This window comes from Xanthomarina spongicola, assembly GCF_003148645.1.
Taxonomy (GTDB): domain Bacteria; phylum Bacteroidota; class Bacteroidia; order Flavobacteriales; family Flavobacteriaceae; genus Xanthomarina; species Xanthomarina spongicola.
Genome location: NZ_QGGP01000001.1, coordinates 505938 through 524450 on the forward strand (window position 1 = coordinate 505938; position 18513 = coordinate 524450).

Here is an 18513-nt window from a genome sequence, read left to right on the forward strand (position 1 = left end):
TTTAAATCATTAAATCACATAAATCTGATAAGGCTTCGGTAATTTCTGTGTCGTCTGTTAATGGCTCTACAACAGCCACACGAACAGCTAGACGTTTTCCTAAACCAGTATGTATTAGTTTGGCAGCATCCACCAATAAACGTGTGGAAACGGTTTCAGTTAAGCCAAGTTCAGTTAGGTTACGAATTTTATTAGCAATTGAAACTAATTTTTTAGCAATTGAAGCATCAATTTGTGTTTCGTTTACTAATATTTCAGCTTCATCTTTTTCATTTGGATAATTAAAAGCTAGTGCTATAAATCGTTGTCTTGTTGAAGGTTTTAATTCTTTAAACCCTTTTTGATAGCCAGGATTAAAAGATGCGACTAGCATAAAATCTGGATGTGCTTTTATAGTTTCGCCCAATTTATCGATATACAATTCTTTTCTATGATCTGTTAAGGAGTGAATAGCTACAATAACATCTGGTCTGGCTTCGGCAATTTCATCTAAATAAATTACGGCACCTTTTTTTACTGCTTTTGTTAGAGGTCCATCTATCCAAACAGTTTCGGCACCTTTTATAATATAACGACCAATTAAATCTGTTGATGAAGTCTCTTCATGACAAGAAATAGTAATTAATTCCTTCTCTAATTTATAGGTCATGTAGTCCACAAAACGGGTTTTTCCAGTTCCAGTAGGTCCTTTTAAGAGTACAGGAATTTTATTTTTGTAAGCATGTTCAAACACTTCAATTTCTTTAGCTATTGGTTTATAGAAAGGTTTTATTGTGTTTGTATGTTGCATTTCTGAATTCAAATTAGTTGAGTTTATAGCTGAATTGACTATCGTTTTTGACATGATTATAAAATTTAAAAGGCCCTTTAGTTAAAGATTTTTGAAGCGAGTAATTGTCAGGTATGAGCAAATTTAACTTCACTATCTATATATAACCAAAAGGCCATTTCTGCTATTATTTGTTATAAATCGGATTCTAAATCTAAAGCTTCATCAGTTGGTTTTCCATGTTTTATAAAGTCCATGATATACATGATAATTCCTACTGTAAATAAAGTAGCACAAAGAATTAATACCACAAAGTGTATACTAATTTCTGCTTGAACTTCCATAAAATCCATTTTGAATTTACGTTCAAGATATACTTGTGCAACACCTGCAACACCAAAGGCAACTGTCATTCCTATCATTCCTACATTAGACATCCAAAAGGCTGCACGACCTACACTGCTATCGTATAATTTCCTTCCTGTCATATTTGGTAAAGCATAACTAATTATTGCAAGAACTATCATTGCATAAGCTCCCCAAAAAGCAAGGTGACCATGCATAGCAGTTACTAAAGTACCATGAGTATATAAGTTTGTTTGAGGTAAGGTATGTGCAAAACCTAATAATCCTGCACCAACAAAAGATACAATGGCAGAACCAAGAGTCCAGAATAAAGCTATTTTATTTGGATGTTTCTTTTCACCTTTTCTATACATATTTACTGCAAACAATGCCATAGCTAAGAAAGCTAAAGGTTCTAGAGCAGAGAAAATACCACCAACAATTAACCAAATTTTATTTACACCAATGTAGTAATAGTGGTGACCAGTACCAAGAATACCAGATAGGAACGTTAATCCTACAATAACATAAAGCCATTTTTCGATAACCTCTCTATCGACACCAGTAAGTTTTATTAATAGAAAAGATAAGATACCTCCCATTATTAGTTCCCAAACACCTTCAACCCATAAGTGAACAACCCACCATCTAAAGAATGAATCTGTTACTTGACTATCGAAAGGAAGCATTCCAGGAATATATAGCAAAGCTGCAAACAATAATCCCATTGTAAGCACTAAAGCTGTAGTAGTTTTACGTTTACCTTTAAAAAGCGTTGCTAGAATTAGTCCCAAAAATAAGAGGACATTTACAACTACAAGATAATCTAATTGTCTAGGTATTTCTAAGAATTTACGTCCTTCCCACCAGTTAAAATGATAACCAATAACAGCAGCAACACCAACAACAGCAAGTGAAATTAATTGAACATAAGCCAATTTAACACTAACTAATTCGCGTTGTGCTTCTTCTGGGATAATGTAGTATGCTGCTCCCATAAAACCGGAAAGTAACCATACAACTAATAAGTTTGTGTGCACAGCTCTTGCTGTGTTAAAAGGAATAAATTCATGGAGTCCATCGAATCCAATACGAGCAAAACCCATAATAAATCCGTAGGTAATTTGTAAAACGAGTAGTAGCATTGAAAAGGCAAAAAACCAATAGGCTACTTTTTGTGATTTATATTTCATAGTTAGTTAGTTTTTATTTCTTTCAATTTTGTCTTTAGCTAAAGGAGAGACTACAGTATCAAATCCGTTTAGATCAATGCCTCCAATCCAATCAAAGAAAGCTATTAGGTCATCAGCTTCTTCTTTTGTAAAACCGTAAGCAACCATTTTCCTCCCATTAGGATTCCAAGGAATAGGAGACATTAATACAGCTTTAACGTAACCTTCGCCACGACGATCTAGTACTTTTGTTAATTCTGGAGCGTAGTAAGCTCCCTCACCTAAAATAGTATGGCAACCCATACAATTGTTTTCTTCCCATAACACTTTACCTCGAACTACCTGTTCGGTAATACCTTCGTGGTTGGTTTGGTCTTGACTTTTACTAAAAGAAAAAATGGTTAATCCTATAAAAATTAAGAATGTAACCACAGTACCTCCAAGGAAAAAAGCACGTGCTTGTTTTTTTGATAACATATGATTAATGGTTAAATTAGTTAAAAAAGACCTTTTAATCTTTTAAACAAAAATAAAACGATGAATCCTTAAAAAACATGACATTCGTCATATTATTAAAAAAGGCATTAAGAAAATATCTAAGGTGTGAGAGTGAAAATGTAACGAAAAACTAACTTTCACGCTTTACTAATGCGTAATAATCGGCTTCTAAAGGGAGGTAACCTTGGTCATAAACAAAGTAATAAACTGTTCCTGCTTTTGTAGTATAAATACTAGTAAAATAGTTAAAATCGAAACCTCTTTCTATTAGTTTGGCTCTTGATGTTTTGGTTTTCTGTTCTGGATTGAGCTCTTCTAAAATTCTGTAATTTTTTCTCAATCTGTTATTGGTGTTTCTAATTAGGTTTTTAGAATCTTTATTAACTCGATTATTAAATGAGTTTCTACAAGCGTCGCTGCAGAATTTTTTGTCAATTCTGCCTACAATTTTATCTCCACATTCAGGACATTGTTTTTGCATATATATTATTTTTTAATAAAAGCCATTATGGCTTTTCTATTTTATACCAACGTAAATTTACTTGCTCTTGTTCAAAATAAAAATCTTCCACATAGTGCAAACCTATTTTTAAGAGTGCATTGTGTGAAGCTTGATTCCCTAGTTCTGTAGTTGCATAAATTTCAGGAAGTTTCATATTATTAAAAGCATAATCTACAGAAGCTTTACCAGATTCTGTGGCAAAACCTTTTCCCCAAAAACGTTTTATTAGTCTATATCCAACATCGTAATATTTAGTAAAGCCATTCATGTTGTATTCGGTATTTAAACGCAAACCAGACCATCCAACAAAATCTCCAGAAGATTTTTCTATAACTGCAAATCTACCAATACCTCGTTCTTTATATTGTGTAAGAACACTCTCTAAAATTATTCGCGATTCATCTATAGTTTTTACAGGTTTGTTTCTTAGAAACTTGTGTACTTCAGGATCAGAATCCAAAGCAAACATACCTTCTAGATCTGTTAATCTTAAGTCTCTTAATAGTAGCCTTTCTGTTTCAATATGAAAAGTCATTTTTCTTTTTTATAATTAAATTTTACTTCTTCAGATGTCCCATTTTCTTCAATAACAACATAAAGATTCATTTCATTTTCTGATACTTTTTCAAATGTAAATTGATCAAAATAAACTTTATTATTTTCAATTTTCACCAATTTAAAATCAACTGTTTCGTCTTTTTCTTCCCAGCCTTTAAAATCGTTTCCAAAGTGTTTTAGTTGTAACAAGAGAGTTTCCTCTACTTGTCTAATGCCTCCTAATTCATAAAAAACCACTTTATTATCGACCACTAGTTTAAAGCAAAACATCATGGAATCTCCAAGAGGAGGACTCCAGAATTCTTCGGTTATACCACCAAAAGCTTCACCTTTCCAATAGCCTTGAATCCAAGAAATATCTTCTAAACTAGCTTGAGGAGACATGCTGTTTTCTAAAAATTTTATGGTTTGTTCTTGTGCTATGCAATTCTGAGAAATAAAGAATAAAATTATAAAAAAGGTTGCTAAATGCTTCATAAGTAACTGTTTGTGTTGCAATATAGTAAAAACAATAGTCGTTTACAAATGACTACAAACATTTACAAACGAATTTAATTAGTTAATAACCGACTATCATTTGCAAGTGGTTGCATCTTTGCCTTGTTGAATTGAACTAATGACATTCAATATAATTAAAACCTTATCTTATGAATACGTTAAGAAACAAAGTACAGTTAATTGGTAATTTAGGAAACGACCCAGAAATTATTAATCTTGAATCAGGAAAAACATTAGCAAAATTTGCAATAGCAACTAACGAAAGTTATAAAAACGCTAAAGGCGAAAAAATAACTGATACCCAATGGCACAATGTGGTTGCCTGGGGGAAAACGGCAGAAATCATTGAAAAATATGTCACTAAAGGCAAGGAAGTTGCTATTGAAGGAAAATTAACATCTAGAAGTTACGAAACTAAAGAAGGTGAAAAACGCTACATAACAGAAGTGGTATGTAATGAGCTTTTGATGTTAGGTAAATAACATTTAAAAAGTATTTATTTAAAAAGCGACTTAGGTCGCTTTTTTTATTTTAAAAATCTGTTTTTCTATGAAGGTTACACGTATGCCAAATAATAAAATAAAACCACCAAGAACCATTTGTAAAGAAATAGTTTCATCAATAAACATCCAAGCTAAAAGAGATGCTAAAATACCTTGTCCCAATAAACTTACCGAAACTCTGGTTGCTCGCATATGTTGTGTCGCATAACTAATAAGAAACCAAGCTAATAATTGACAAATTACAGCCTGAATAACTAAAACGAGCCAACCAGCATTAGTAAAGCCTGTAAATGGTTCGTTTATGGCATAGCTTACAATGCCTAAATGAATTGAAGAAGCTAATAAACTTAAAGTCATAAATGAAATAACATTCATTGTTTTTAAGACCTCCTTACTAATTAACATATAAAAGGCATAAAGCACTCCAGAAAGTACTCCAAAACTAAAAGCTAAATCAAAATCTAGATTTTTAAATACTGTAAAACCAACCAACATCATCATTCCAAAAACAGCAATTACAGTTCCAATCCAAAAATTAGTTCTCGGTTTATCTTTTATAAAAAATAACGATAAAACGCCTACCCAAACTGGAGATAAGTTTGTTAATAACGAAGCCTGAGTTGCTGTAGATTCTTGGATAGCTACATTCCAAACAGCCACGTCACTACCAAAAACAATTCCACAAAAAACGGCTAAAAGTCCAGCTTTTAAATCTGGGATTTTAAATTGCTTACTTATTAGAACATAAGGAAGTAATAGCACTAGGGAAAACAACATTCTGTAAAATGCCGAAATAACGCCTGGAGTCAGGTTTAATTTTACCAAAATGGGGAATATAGAAATACAAAATATTCCAATAACTAATGCGATTCTTGCCTTCTTCATACAGGTATATTCAGTAACTGAAATTGAATCGGCAAAAGTACTTATTATTTATAGATTTGTATAAGACTAAGTTAGCCAATTATGGTAAAATATTATCCTGTTTTTACTTGTGAAGTTTTAATTGAATGCGTTTTCGTACTATATCTGCTTCCAGAACTTTTACTATAACTTGTTGATGTAAACTAACATGTGCATTTACATCACTTACAAAACTATCTGATAAATTGGACACATGAATTAAACCACTTTCCTTGATTCCAACATCTACAAAAGCACCAAAATTGGTAATATTGTTAATAATGCCTGGAAGTAATTGTCCTTCTTGTAAATCGGTTATGGATTTAATATTTTGATTAAAGGTGAATACTTTGGCTTGCTCACGAATATCCAATCCAGGTTTTTCAAGTTCTTTAATAATATCTTGAAGTGTTGGTAATCCAACCGAATTGGTGCAATAAGGTTTTAAATCTATTTTTTGAAGTAAGGCTGAATTTCCAATTAAATCTGAAACATTCTTACCTAAATCTTTTGCCATTTTTTCTACAATCGCATAACTTTCTGGATGTACAGCTGAATCGTCCAATGGATTTTTAGCATCTTTAATCCTTAAAAAAGCAACGCCTTGTTCAAAGGCTTTATCTCCTAAACGTGGTACTTTTTTTATATCGTTTCTGGATTTGAAGATGCCTTTTTCGGTTCTATAATTAAAAATATTTTCGGCTAATTTTGGACCAATTCCTGATACATAACTTAATAAACTGGTACTAGCTGTATTAATATTCACTCCAACAGCATTCACACAATTTTCAACAACATTATCTAATTCTTTTTGAAGCTTCGTTTGGTCTACATCGTGTTGATATTGTCCAACACCAATAGATTTGGCATCAATTTTAACCAGTTCTGCAAGAGGGTCTTGTAAACGCCTTCCTATAGAAACAGAGCCACGAACGGTTACATCGTAATTAGGGAATTCATCACGAGCAATTTTGGAGGCCGAATAAATACTGGCTCCAGCTTCGCTTACTACAAAGACTTGAATATCGTTTTTAAATCTTATTTTTCTAATGATTGCTTCGGTTTCTCTAGAAGCAGTTCCGTTTCCAATTGCAATAGCTTCTATTTGATAAGCTTCAGAAAGCGAGCTTATTTTTTTCATGGCTCCAATGGTATCGCTTTTTGGAGGATGTGGATAAATGGTTTCGTTGTGTTTTAAATTCCCTTGGGCATCTAAACAGACTATTTTGCAACCTGTTCTAAATCCTGGATCGATTGCTAACACACGTTTTTCACCTAAAGGCGAGCCTAACAATAACTGTTTTAAGTTTTTAGCAAAAACATTAATGGCAGACTTGTCGGCTTTTTCTTTAGCGTTTTGAAGCGCTTCATTAGATAGAGATGGAAACAATAAGCGTTTATAAGCATCTTGAATGGCAATCTGTATTTGCTCTGAACAAGCATTCTTAGAACGTATGATGCGATCTTCAATTTTAGCAAGTGCTTTGTCGTTGTCAATAGAAATTTTAGATTTTATAAAACCTTCCTTTTCGGCCCTTAAAATAGCCAACAATCTATGAGATGGAATGCGACTTAAGGCTTCTTCCCATTCAAAATAATCTCGATATTTTTGGGCATTTTCATCGTCAACTTTCGATTTTACTACTTTGGTTGATATCATAGCAAAACGTTCTAATTGATGACGAATGTTGTTTCTAACATCTGTACGTTCGTTAATCCATTCTGAAATAATATGTCTGGCACCTTCTAGAGCATCTTCAACAGAATCAACCTCTCCTTTTACATATTTAAAAGCAATGGATTCAATATCCGAAGCATTTTGGCTCATAATAATTTTAGCCAAAGGTTCTAAACCGTTTTTTCTAGCAGTTTCTGCTTTAGTTTTACGACTCTTTTTGAAGGGTAAGTAGAGATCTTCAAGCGTTATTAATTCTTGAGTTTTTTCAATTTTTTGTTTTAATTCTTCAGTTAAAACTTCTTGTTCTTCTAAAGCTTTTATAATGGTCGCTTTTCGTTTTTCAAGGGCTTCAAATAGTTCTTTATATTTTACGATATCTCCTATTTGAACTTCATCTAGATTACCAGTACGTTCTTTTCTATAACGTGAAATAAACGGAATGGTACAGGCTTCATTTAATAATTCGACTGTATTTTTTACTGAAGTTTCTGATAGTTTAGTTTGGGAAATTATATAGGAAATCATAAATTTATTTTGAAAGTCGAAAATACTAAAAAAACCTCGCAGAACATAGTCTGTGAGGTTTATAATATATAGTTTAAAGACTTTTTTTAATGCTTCAATAAGCAACTAATTAAGTTACTTAGCGTTCTCTTCTCCAGTTGATGAAATAGCTATCTGTTTTTTTAAGATATAAAAATCAGCTAATTCACCAGTCACTTTATTTCCAGATTTATCAAGTTGAGTTAAAGTGTTTTCACCTACAAGATAAGTTGTTTCATTATCATCTGATAATAGGATTTTTTGACCATTATCTATCCATTTAATATAACCACGACTATCGAAAACACCATCTTTTTTTCCTAAATAATTATCTTTAGAAATAAAAGTATGCCCATTAATAGTAATAGTTCTTTCTATGCCTTCACAATCGGCACATGGAAGTGTACCTTTATAAGTTCCTTCCCAATCTAACGAGCTTTCACTTGAGTGGGAATCGATGACTACTTCTTCTTCAACGATTTCTACAATATTTTCTGAATTAGTTTCAGCATTCTTTTTTTCATTCGAATTACAACTAGTGAAGACTAATAGCACTAAAGTTGCAATGTGTATGTTTATTGCTTTCATAAATAAATTAATGGTTACTTGATTAAATTTAATGTCTTTTAAATAATGTATAAATATAAGGACGTTCGCCTCCAAACGGATTAATAAACGTATGATTGAAAGATGTAATAAGTTTAAAATCTGTTCCTAAATTATTTTGAAGCATCTCAACATTATAGCGTTTTAAATCTAAACCACAGCATTTTTCGGCACCATCGAGAGCAAAAACGGCAATTAGCACATAACCATTTTTGGCAACTATTTTTTTAATAAGATTGAAATAAGCTGTTTGTTCTTTTGCTTGTAAAAAGAAATGAAGCACAGCTCTGTCAATCCATAAATCTATAGGTTCTATGTTTTGTAATTCTATAGGATTTGTTAAATCGTCTGTAATACAATTTAAGTCGTAGTTATGTGATTTTTTTATACGTTCTTTTAGTTTTTGTAAAGCTAAATCGCTTAAGTCGTTTGCTATTAGATTGAAGTAACCAGCATCTAATAAGGCATCGATTAAAGTCGTAGTTCCTACACCAACATTTAAAATTCTGACATCTTTTTCAAGCTTACATGATTCAATAAGTTGCATGGTTTGAGCTGGGTTTTCTTCAAACCAACCCAATTGATTATCGGCTTTATCATAAGCTCTGTTCCAGTGTTCTTTTAAATTTTGAGGGTTGTTCATTTGCTAACTAATATGCAATCCGTTATTAACTGAAGCATCATCAGGATTTACAAACACCAATTTTCCTTCTGGAGTTTCCGTCATTAAAATCATCCCTTGACTTTCCACACCACGTAAGGCTCTTGGAGCCAAATTGACTAAAACAGTTACTTTTTTTCCAACTACTTCTTCTGGAGTGAAACTTTCGGCAATGCCTGAAACTATAGTTCTAACATCGATTCCTGTATCAACTTTTAATACTAAAAGCTTTTTAGCTTTTGGCATTTTTTCAGCTTCCAAAATAGTTCCAACTCTAATGTCTAATTTGGTAAAATCATCAAATGTAATTTCTTCTTTTTGAGGTTCTACTGTTTTGTTGGCTGCTTCATTAGCTTTTTTAGTGGCCAATAATTTATCTACTTGAGCTTGAACGGTTTCATCTTCAATTTTAGAAAATAATAATTCTGCTTTTCCTATTTTATGTCCAACTGGCAAAAGGATGTCTTTTGATGATATGTCGTTCCAACTTAGAGCGTCATTGCGAGACTCATTTTTTTGAGTCGTGGCAATCTCTTTGTTTGAGGAGATAACCACTTCGCTTTGCTTCTCGATATGACATAATCCTAAAATATCTTTTAATTTATTGGAAGTAAACGGTAAAAACGGTTCGCTTAAAGTGGCTAAAGCTGAAGCAATTTGTAAGGCAACAAACATAATGGTTTGCGTTCTGGCTTCGTCTTCTTTAATCACTTTCCAAGGCTCTTCGTCAGCTAAATATTTATTTCCAAGTCTGGCTAAATTCATTAATTCCTGACCAGCTTCACGAAACCTATATCGTTCTATTGAGCTTGAAATTACTGCTGGATAAGCTTTAACCGTTGCTAAAGTTTCTTCGTCTATTTGAGAGAATTCAGATGGGCTTGGAACAATTCCGTTGTAGTATTTATTGGTTAAAACCACCACACGATTGATGAAATTTCCAAAAATAGCTACTAGCTCGTTGTTGTTTCTTGCTTGGAAATCTTTCCAAGTAAAATCGTTATCCTTTGTTTCTGGAGCATTAGCTGTTAAAGCATAACGCATTACGTCTTGCTGATTTGGAAAATCTTCCAAATATTCTGGCAACCAAACAGCCCAGTTTTTAGAGGTTGATAATTTGTTTCCTTCTAAATTTAAAAACTCGTTTGCAGGCACGTTATCTGGTAAAATATATGAGCCTTCAGCTTTTAACATGGCTGGAAAAATAATGCAGTGAAATACAATATTATCTTTCCCTATAAAATGCACTAGTTTGGTGTCTTTGTCTTTCCAATATGGTTCCCAATCTTTCCCTTCGCGTTCTGCCCATTCTTTGGTTGCAGAAATGTATCCAATTGGTGCATCGAACCACACATATAGCACTTTGCCTTCAGCATCTGGAAGTGGCACAGGAATTCCCCAATCTAAATCTCTGGTTACTGCTCTTGGTCGTAAACCATCGTCAATCCATGATTTTACTTGTCCATAAACATTAGGTTTCCAGTCTTTTTTATGACCTTTTAAAATCCACTCTTTTAAAAAGGCTTCATGTTTATCTAAAGGTAAAAACCAGTGTTTTGTTTGTTTTAAAGTTGGTACATTGCCTGTTATAGCAGACTTCGGATTAATTAAATCTGTAGCATTGTGGCTTGTTCCACATTTTTCACATTGGTCGCCATAACTTTCTTCATTACCACATTTTGGGCAGGTTCCAACAACAAATCTATCAGCTAAGAACTGATTGGCTTCTTCATCGTACAATTGCTCTGTTACTTCTTCAATAAATTCGCCTTTATTGTATAAGGTTGTGAAGAATTCTGAAGCTGTATCATGATGAATTTTCGCAGTAGTTCTAGAATAATTATCTAATGAGATACCAAAATCTTCAAACGATTTTTTGATAATTGCATGATATTTATCAACAATATCCTGTGGTGAAACACCTTCCTTTTTCGCTTTAATAGTAATAGGAACACCATGCTCATCACTTCCACAAATAAAAGCAACATCGTTTCCTGTTAATCTTAAATAGCGAGCGTAAATATCTGCTGGCACATAAACACCTGCAAGATGTCCAATATGTATTGGTCCATTTGTGTAGGGTAAAGCAGCTGTTATGGTATATCTTTTTGACATTATTAGAACTTTTTTTGAATCCACAAAAGTACACATTTTAAGAGCGAATTAGAAAAAAAATGTACTTTTACAATATGACAAAAAAGACCTTACTTTTAAGCTTATTCAGTCTGATATTTTTCTTCGAAGAAAATAATCTATCTGCACAAGAAACACTAACATATAAAACACAAGTTTTGATACAGCCTCCATATTTAAAAGCTGGCGACACAGTTGCCATTGTAGCACCTTCAGGAATATTAAAAAATAAAACTGGCGAAGTACAACAAGCTGAAAATTTACTTAAAAGTTGGGGATTGAACGTGGTTGTTGGAAAACATGTGTTTAGTCAAGACAATCATTTTGCTGGAACAGATGATGAACGTTATGAAGATTTCCAAAAAGCTATGGACGATCCATCTATAAGTGCTATTTGGTGTGCTCGTGGAGGTTATGGGACTGTTAGAATTTTAGATAAATTAAACTTTTCTATGTTTAGAGAAAACCCTAAATGGTTGATAGGATATAGCGATATTACAGCTTTGCACAATCAATTTCATAACGAAGGTTTTGAAACCATACATGCTTTAATGTGTACTAGTTTAACAGATAATCTTGACAATATTTCAGAATCCATTTCAACATTTAAAGATGCTATTTTTGGGGAGCCTTTAAGCTACACACTAAAAGGAACAGATTATAATCGAGTTGGAACAATTAAAGCACCTTTGGTTGGTGGAAATTTAACCATGTTACATACCATGTTGGGTTCTAAAACGAGTATTGATACCAGTGGTAAAATATTGTTTATTGAAGAAATAGGTGAATATAAGTATCATATTGACAGAATGTTACAAAGTTTAAAACGAGCAGGTTATTTTGATAATTGTGCAGGTGTTTTGGTTGGAGACATGAGTAAAATGCGTAAAAACACAACTCTTTGGGGAACATCAATAGAACAACTTATTTTAGATGCGCTTGCAGACTATAATTTCCCAATTGCATTTAATATGCCAGCTGGACATGAAAAAGATAATCGCGCAATGATATTTGGAAGAACAATTGATATGACTGTTGAGAAGGATAAAACGGTTGTAGTTTTTGAAAAATAAAAAAGGACTTTCTATAAAATCTAAAATGAATGTATAGGATTTATTAATTGATCAATTCAATATTCTTCTAATTTAAGAGTGTAGTTCATCGATAAAAGTAAGAAAAAGCTTTCAAAAATAATATTTTTAATGCAACTCAACGAATAAATTGTTTTATAATCGACAATCCTTATTACCTTATAATTAAATAACCCAAAATCTACAAATTATGAAAAAACTTACTAGTGTTATGGCTGTATTGTTCTTATCGGTTCTTATAGGTTGTTCAAGTGAACAATTAGATGACCAACAATACAATCAAAAAAAGAAAATTAAAAGTCAAGAATTAGAATTACCTGATTTAAATCCTAATACAAATACAGGAGGACATTGTGTTTATACAAGTCTTATAGCTGGTCAGCATCATACTGCTGGAGCTGTAACTATAGATGTTGTTGGTAATAACTTAATAGTAACTTATACCACAAATGAAGATTGGACTCTAGGCACAACTCATTTAAGCATTGGAGTATGTGAAGAAGGTTGGGTGCCAACAACAGGTTCTGGTAATCCACAAATTGGACATTTTGAATTTACAGAACCTTATTATGAATCACCACATCAAGTGGTATATATCATTCCAATAACAGATATTGGAGATAATTACTGCTTTGCTGCTCATGCAGAAGTTGAAGGGCCTACTGGTGGAGAAACAGCTTGGGCTGAAGGTTCAGGGTTTTCTGGTAATAGCTGGGCAATGTATTCAGAATTTAATTTATCTAGTTGTAATACTTCTCAAGGTTAATTAACCAGAGATTGGTTTACAGTTATCAATTATAGCTGAGCAAGATATTCTTGTTCAGCTTTTTTTATATAAATAGTTTTAAATGAAATGTTTTAAAGGAGTAAAAGTTATGATAATTATAACAATCGCTTCTGAAATATATAAAATAATATAGCTCCTAAAAAATAGAGAAATACATCTATAGGGTCTCCAGTATATCGCGTGTTGAGTTTTGGCATAAGCCACTCAAAATAAATAGCGTAATAAGTTGTCATAATTAAAATGATGCTTAAAGGAGCGTAAATAGCATCTGTTTTTTTTATAAATCGAAGGATTGCCAGACTTAGACTTAATACAATAGGCATACAAAGAAAATCATTTACATAAGAATAAATCCATGACGGAAGTGGCAATGCCAATCTGCTTGCAAAATATATAAACAAAGCAATTAAACAGAAAACTAAAAAGATAGGATTTTTTAAAATTTTCATGCGACAATAGCTGAAATTAACCAAGCAATAAACATTCCAATAGCCATAAATACAAGCCAAATAGAACGAATGATTTTGGCGCTAATTCGGACTAAAAAATACCGATGATTAACATATTTTTCAAAAAAAGAAGGTTCCTTTTCTATAGATTTAGCTTGTTTTAAGCGTTCCTCTTCTTGTTTTTTAAAAGCTAATTCACGTCTTATTTTATAGGAAAGTACGGTTTTACATTCTTCGCAATAATCTCTATTCGTATTATAAACACCACAATTAGGACATTTAATGGTAGCCATGTTACTGGTTCTTTAATTAATTTACAAAAGTACCACTTATTGAATGAATTTTTTGATTGAATTAACCTTAAACATTGTTAAATGGCTAAGAGTTGGTTATCTTTAATTTATAAATTTGCAGGAAGAGATTCCTGCTTGCGCAGGAATTATGGCACAACACAACGAACTTGGAGAATGGGGAGAACAATTTGCTACTGAATACCTTGTAAAAAAAGGCTATGATATTTTAGAGCGAAATTATTTTTATGATCGAGCTGAAGTAGACATTATTGCTAAATCTAAAGAAGGGAATTGCATTGTTTGTGTTGAGGTAAAAACTAGAAATTCTGATATGTTTGGCGATCCACAAAGTTTTGTAAGCAAAGGGAAAATCAAGCTTCTAGTAAAAGCTATGGATGCTTATTTAATTGAAAAAGATATTTCATTTGAAACACGTTTTGATATTATAGCAATTATAAAAAACAAATCTACAGAAGAACTCATACATTATGAAAATGCGTTTTATCACTTTTAATTCCTGTGAAAAAGGGAATCTCATCCAAATACAAAAGAGGGAATCTCATTTGTTAGTTTACAATTGGCCTTAAAACTGCTAAAGCCTGTTTTACGGATTTAATATTTTCGAAGCTTAATAATAAACGTAAGCCATTTCTGGTTTGTTTTTCTTTCATTCTACAGGCTCCTGAATGAGATTGTACATATTGTAAAACCTTTGTAAAGCCATTACTTTGATAAAAGCCACTTTTTTGATCTGTTATAAAATATCCAATCAACTTGCCTTGTTTCATAATTACTTTCTCAAGCCCCATTTTAGTAGCAATCCATTTTATACGTACACTATTTAATAAGTCGGTTACTTGAATTGGCAACTCACCAAAGCGATCCACTATTTCAGATTCAAATTTTTGTAGCTCTTCTTCTGTTTTAATATTATTAAGTTGGGTATAAAGATTTAGACGCTCGGAAATATTATTCACATAATCGTCTGGGAAAAGCAATTCGAAATCCGAATCGATAGTGATGTCCTTTACATATTCTTTTTCTTTGCCATCGTCTTCATATAAATCTTTAAACTCATTTTCTTTAAGTTCTTCAATAGCTTCGTTTAATATTTTCTGATAAGTATCAAAGCCAATATCGTTTATAAAACCACTTTGTTCGCCACCCAATAAATCTCCAGCACCACGAATTTCCAAATCCTTCATAGCAATATTAAAACCGCTACCAAGTTCAGAAAACTGTTCTAAAGCTGTAATTCGTTTCCTGGCATCTTCTGTCATGGCAGAATATTCTGGTGTTATAAAATAACAGAAAGCTTTTTTATTGCTTCGTCCAACACGTCCACGCATTTGGTGTAAATCGCTTAGTCCAAAATTATTGGCATTATTAATAAAGATGGTGTTTGCATTTGGAACATCGAGCCCACTTTCAACAATGGTTGTGCTTACTAAAACATCAAATTCACCATTAATAAATGCTAACATTAAATTTTCAAGTTTTTTACCATCTAGTTGTCCATGACCAATACCAATCTTGGCATCTGGAACCAAACGTTGAATCATTCCAGCAACTTCTTTAATATTTTCAATGCGATTATGAATAAAGAAAATTTGTCCACCACGTTGAATTTCATAAGTAATTGCATCTCTTATAGCTTCTTCGTTAAAACGAATTACATGACTTTCTATAGGATATCGGTTTGGTGGAGGCGTTGTTATTACTGATAAATCACGAGCTGCCATTAAACTAAACTGAAGCGTTCTAGGAATTGGAGTAGCAGTAAGGGTTAACACATCTACATTTTCTTTAAGCGTTTTTAGTTTTTCTTTAACTGCAACACCAAACTTTTGCTCTTCGTCAACAATCAATAAACCTAAATCTTTAAACTTGACATTTTTATTTACTAACTGATGTGTTCCAATAATAATATCCACATTTCCAGCCTCTAAACCCTCTAGAGTTTCTCTTTTTTCTTTGGCAGTTCTAAAGCGATTTAAATATTCTACAGTAACAGGAAACTCTTTTAAACGCTCTTTAAAAGTTCTAGAATGTTGGTAGGCTAATATAGTTGTTGGCACTAAAACAGCTACTTGTTTGCCATTATCTACAGCTTTAAAAGCTGCACGAATAGCCACTTCGGTTTTACCAAAACCAACATCACCACAAACCAATCTGTCCATTGGTCTTTGGCTTTCCATATCTGCTTTTATGTCTGCAGTTGCTGTGGTTTGGTCAGGTGTGTCTTCGTAAATAAAAGAAGATTCTAATTCCAGTTGCATATAACTATCTGGATGATATTGATAACCTTTATCTAACTTGCGTTTTGCATACACTTGAATCAAGTTAAAGGCAATTTCTTTAACTCTGGATTTAGTTTTTTGTTTTAGGTTTTTCCAAGCAGCAGATCCTAATTTGTATATTTTTGGAGGCTTGCCATCTTTACCATTAAACTTAGTGATTTTATGGAGTGAATGGATGCTTAAATAAAGCACATCTCGTTCGCCATAAACCAGTTTTATAGCTTCCTGTTTTTTGCCTTCAACATCTATTTTCTGTAAACCACCAAATCGACCAATTCCATGATCTATATGTGTTACATAATCGCCAATTTCAAGATTTGTAAGTTCCTTTAAAGTAATAGCTTGTTTTTTTGCATACCCATTTTTTAAATGAAACTTATGGTAACGCTCAAAAATTTGATGGTCTGTATAACAAGCAATCTTAATGTCATTGTCTATAAATCCTTGAAAAAGTGATAATACAATAGTTTTATAATGCACGTCCTGTTCAACATCTTCAAAAATATCATGAAAACGTTTGGCTTGTTGTTCGCTTGAACAAGCTATGTAATTTGTAAAACCTTTATCGTGATTCGTGTTTAGGTTTTCAATTAATAAATCGAATTGTTTATTAAAAGAGGGTTGAGGTGTGGTGTTAAATTGAATAATACTGTTATTACTAAAAACAGACTGTGTACCAAACTCTACCAAAGTATAATCCAGTAATTGTTTTTTTAATAAGGAGGAATTACAGAATAACTCTTCAGGTTCTGCATGTTTTAATTCGGACGATAAATTTTTAAATGCTTCAACAGCTTTTTCAAAGAAATCGTCGATTCTTGAAAACATTAAATCGCTATTTTTAGTAAAAACTACTGTTTTTGAAGCGATATAGTCTAAAAAACTCTGTCTGCTTTCTTCTAAAAATTTGTTAGCAACATTAGGAATGATGTTTATTTTTTTAATTTGTTCTGTAGAAAGTTGTGTTTCCACATCGAAGGTTCTAATACTATCTACTTCATCTCCAAAAAACTCAATTCTATAAGGCTCATCATGTGAAAAGGAGAAGACATCTACAATACCTCCTCGCACTGAAAATTCGCCAGGTTCGGTAACAAAATCAACTCGTTTAAATTTGTATTCAAACAAGACTTCGTTTACAAAATCGATAGATAGATTATCATTAACAGATATTTTTAGTGTGTTTCGTTCCAGTTCTTTTCTGGTAACTACTTTTTCGAATAAAGCATCAGGATAGGTAACAATTATGGCTGGTTTTTTACGTGAATTAATTCGGTTTAAAACTTCAGCTCTTAAAAGCACATTGGCATTATCTGTTTCTTCAATTTGGTAAGGTCTTCTATAGCTTCCAGGATAGAAAAGCACATCTTTATCATTCAATAAAAACTCTAAATCGTTTAAATAAAAAGCAGCTTCTTCTTTATCGTTAAAGATAAGTAAGAACGGTTTGTCTATTTGTTTAAATGTTTCAGTTAAAACAAAAGATAGAGATGAGCCTACAAGTCCTTTTAAATGTGTTTTACTTTGATTTTTGGCAATAGTAGTTTGCAGATTTTGCGTTTGCAAAGCCTGTGCATATTTTTGCGAGAGAAGAGTTTTACTCAAGACAATTTATTTTAATGAATCGTTGATTCTAAGAATTGCAAATATAAAGGTTAGTATTTAATAATAGATTGATTTTATTTCCTGAATTACTTCCTTTTTATAAGAGATAAAAAAAGCAAAATTTATATTTTAAAAGGTATTATCTTTGACTATATTTGCACGACTTTAAAAACAAAAAAATATGTCATTTTTAGATTTATTCGATAGTGGGTTTAAACAACGCAACGAAGACCATTTTGCAGCAATTGTTAGAGTGGCAATGGACGATGGAATTATAACAGAAGAAGAGAAGGCGTTTTTAGACCGTTTGGCTAGAAACCTTGATATAAGTGAAGATAAGTATAAGGAAATTCTTAAAGATTATAAGTCTCATCCAATAAATCCTCCAACATCTTACGATAGACGTTTAGAGCGTTTATATGATTTATCTCGTATGGTTTATGTAGACCATATTAAAGGAGATCACGAAGAATTTGTACTTAGAAAAATAGCAGTAGGTTTAGGTTTTTCTCCAGATAACGTAAAATATGTGGTTGATAAGGCTTTAACTTTAGTAAGTAATGGTGTTGATTTAGAGACCTTTATTGAAGAAATAAGAAATATGAACAGATAATATTAT

The 18513-nt window shown here is 32.2% G+C and carries 19 protein-coding genes; 5 read left to right on the forward strand and 14 right to left on the reverse strand.

Annotated elements, in window-relative coordinates; all coding sequences use genetic code 11:
• Position 1: 1 nt before the first annotated feature.
• The 6 genes from LX78_RS02305 to LX78_RS02330 form a co-directional block, all read right to left on the reverse strand.
• The gene (locus LX78_RS02305) at positions 2-844 is read right to left on the reverse strand and encodes a CbbQ/NirQ/NorQ/GpvN family protein (protein ID WP_281267894.1); all 843 of its coding nucleotides are present in this window, start codon (positions 842-844) and stop codon (positions 2-4) included.
• Between the two features lie 119 nt (positions 845-963).
• Positions 964-2307 (reverse strand): cbb3-type cytochrome c oxidase subunit I, encoded by a 1344-nt coding sequence (locus LX78_RS02310; protein WP_109681020.1) that lies wholly within the window; start codon positions 2305-2307, stop codon positions 964-966.
• Positions 2308-2313: 6 nt separating this feature from the next.
• Positions 2314-2763, reverse strand: a complete 450-nt coding sequence (locus tag LX78_RS02315) for a c-type cytochrome (RefSeq protein WP_109681021.1) — start codon at positions 2761-2763, stop codon at positions 2314-2316.
• Positions 2764-2914: 151 nt separating this feature from the next.
• The gene (locus LX78_RS02320) at positions 2915-3265 is read right to left on the reverse strand and encodes a hypothetical protein (RefSeq protein ID WP_109681022.1); all 351 of its coding nucleotides are present in this window, start codon (positions 3263-3265) and stop codon (positions 2915-2917) included.
• Positions 3266-3290: 25 nt separating this feature from the next.
• A complete protein-coding gene (locus LX78_RS02325; protein ID WP_109681023.1) occupies positions 3291-3821 on the reverse strand; it encodes a GNAT family N-acetyltransferase in 531 nt (176 codons plus the stop codon).
• Positions 3818-4321, reverse strand: coding sequence for a DUF6265 family protein (locus LX78_RS02330; RefSeq protein ID WP_109681024.1), 504 nt, complete (start codon positions 4319-4321; stop codon positions 3818-3820). Before LX78_RS02330 ends, LX78_RS02325 begins: the two co-directional genes overlap by 4 nt.
• A 170-nt stretch (positions 4322-4491) precedes the next feature.
• On the opposite strand from LX78_RS02330, the gene LX78_RS02335 reads away from it, so the two are divergent.
• Positions 4492-4824 carry a single-stranded DNA-binding protein gene (locus tag LX78_RS02335; protein WP_109681025.1) on the forward strand — a complete coding sequence of 111 codons (333 nt, stop codon included), beginning with the start codon at positions 4492-4494 and terminating at the stop codon, positions 4822-4824.
• A 30-nt stretch (positions 4825-4854) separates the two neighbouring features.
• Here the strand turns inward: LX78_RS02335 and LX78_RS02340 are convergent, their stop codons facing one another.
• The 5 genes from LX78_RS02340 to metG form a co-directional block, all read right to left on the reverse strand.
• Positions 4855-5730, reverse strand: coding sequence for a DMT family transporter (locus LX78_RS02340; protein WP_109681026.1), 876 nt, complete (start codon positions 5728-5730; stop codon positions 4855-4857).
• Positions 5731-5833: 103 nt separating this feature from the next.
• A complete protein-coding gene (locus LX78_RS02345) occupies positions 5834-7951 on the reverse strand; it encodes a Tex family protein (RefSeq protein ID WP_109681027.1) in 2118 nt (705 codons plus the stop codon).
• Between the two features lie 114 nt (positions 7952-8065).
• Complete coding sequence (locus tag LX78_RS02350) at positions 8066-8557, reverse strand: copper resistance protein NlpE (RefSeq protein WP_245881455.1); 492 nt, start codon at positions 8555-8557, stop codon at positions 8066-8068.
• A gap of 28 nt (positions 8558-8585) precedes the next feature.
• Positions 8586-9218, reverse strand: a complete 633-nt coding sequence (locus tag LX78_RS02355) for a class I SAM-dependent methyltransferase (protein WP_109681028.1) — start codon at positions 9216-9218, stop codon at positions 8586-8588.
• 3 nt (positions 9219-9221) lie between these two features.
• Complete coding sequence (gene metG / locus LX78_RS02360) at positions 9222-11351, reverse strand: methionine--tRNA ligase (RefSeq protein ID WP_109681029.1); 2130 nt, start codon at positions 11349-11351, stop codon at positions 9222-9224.
• Between the two features lie 74 nt (positions 11352-11425).
• Here metG and LX78_RS02365 point away from each other — a divergent pair, with 74 nt between their 5' ends.
• Together LX78_RS02365 and LX78_RS02370 are read left to right on the forward strand one after the other, a co-directional pair.
• Positions 11426-12442 (forward strand): S66 peptidase family protein, encoded by a 1017-nt coding sequence (locus LX78_RS02365; RefSeq protein WP_109681030.1) that lies wholly within the window; start codon positions 11426-11428, stop codon positions 12440-12442.
• 208 nt (positions 12443-12650) lie between these two features.
• A complete protein-coding gene (locus LX78_RS02370; RefSeq protein WP_109681031.1) occupies positions 12651-13226 on the forward strand; it encodes a hypothetical protein in 576 nt (191 codons plus the stop codon).
• Between the two features lie 116 nt (positions 13227-13342).
• On the opposite strand, the gene LX78_RS02375 is transcribed toward LX78_RS02370, so the two are convergent.
• Together LX78_RS02375 and LX78_RS02380 are read right to left on the reverse strand one after the other, a co-directional pair.
• Positions 13343-13696 (reverse strand): hypothetical protein, encoded by a 354-nt coding sequence (locus tag LX78_RS02375; protein ID WP_109681032.1) that lies wholly within the window; start codon positions 13694-13696, stop codon positions 13343-13345.
• Positions 13693-13989: a TFIIB-type zinc ribbon-containing protein gene (locus LX78_RS02380; protein ID WP_109681033.1), complete on the reverse strand. Its 297-nt coding sequence runs from the start codon at positions 13987-13989 to the stop codon at positions 13693-13695. The genes LX78_RS02375 and LX78_RS02380 overlap by 4 nt, the downstream gene beginning before the upstream one ends.
• A 148-nt stretch (positions 13990-14137) precedes the next feature.
• Here LX78_RS02380 and LX78_RS02385 point away from each other — a divergent pair, with 148 nt between their 5' ends.
• Positions 14138-14503 carry a YraN family protein gene (locus LX78_RS02385; protein WP_109681034.1) on the forward strand — a complete coding sequence of 122 codons (366 nt, stop codon included), beginning with the start codon at positions 14138-14140 and terminating at the stop codon, positions 14501-14503.
• Positions 14504-14555: 52 nt separating this feature from the next.
• On the opposite strand, the gene mfd is transcribed toward LX78_RS02385, so the two are convergent.
• A complete protein-coding gene (gene mfd / locus LX78_RS02390; RefSeq protein WP_109681035.1) occupies positions 14556-17894 on the reverse strand; it encodes a transcription-repair coupling factor in 3339 nt (1112 codons plus the stop codon).
• 181 nt (positions 17895-18075) lie between these two features.
• Between mfd and LX78_RS02395 the strand changes: the two genes are divergently transcribed.
• Positions 18076-18507: a tellurite resistance TerB family protein gene (locus LX78_RS02395; RefSeq protein ID WP_109681036.1), complete on the forward strand. Its 432-nt coding sequence runs from the start codon at positions 18076-18078 to the stop codon at positions 18505-18507.
• The last annotated feature ends 6 nt before the right edge of the window (positions 18508-18513 follow it).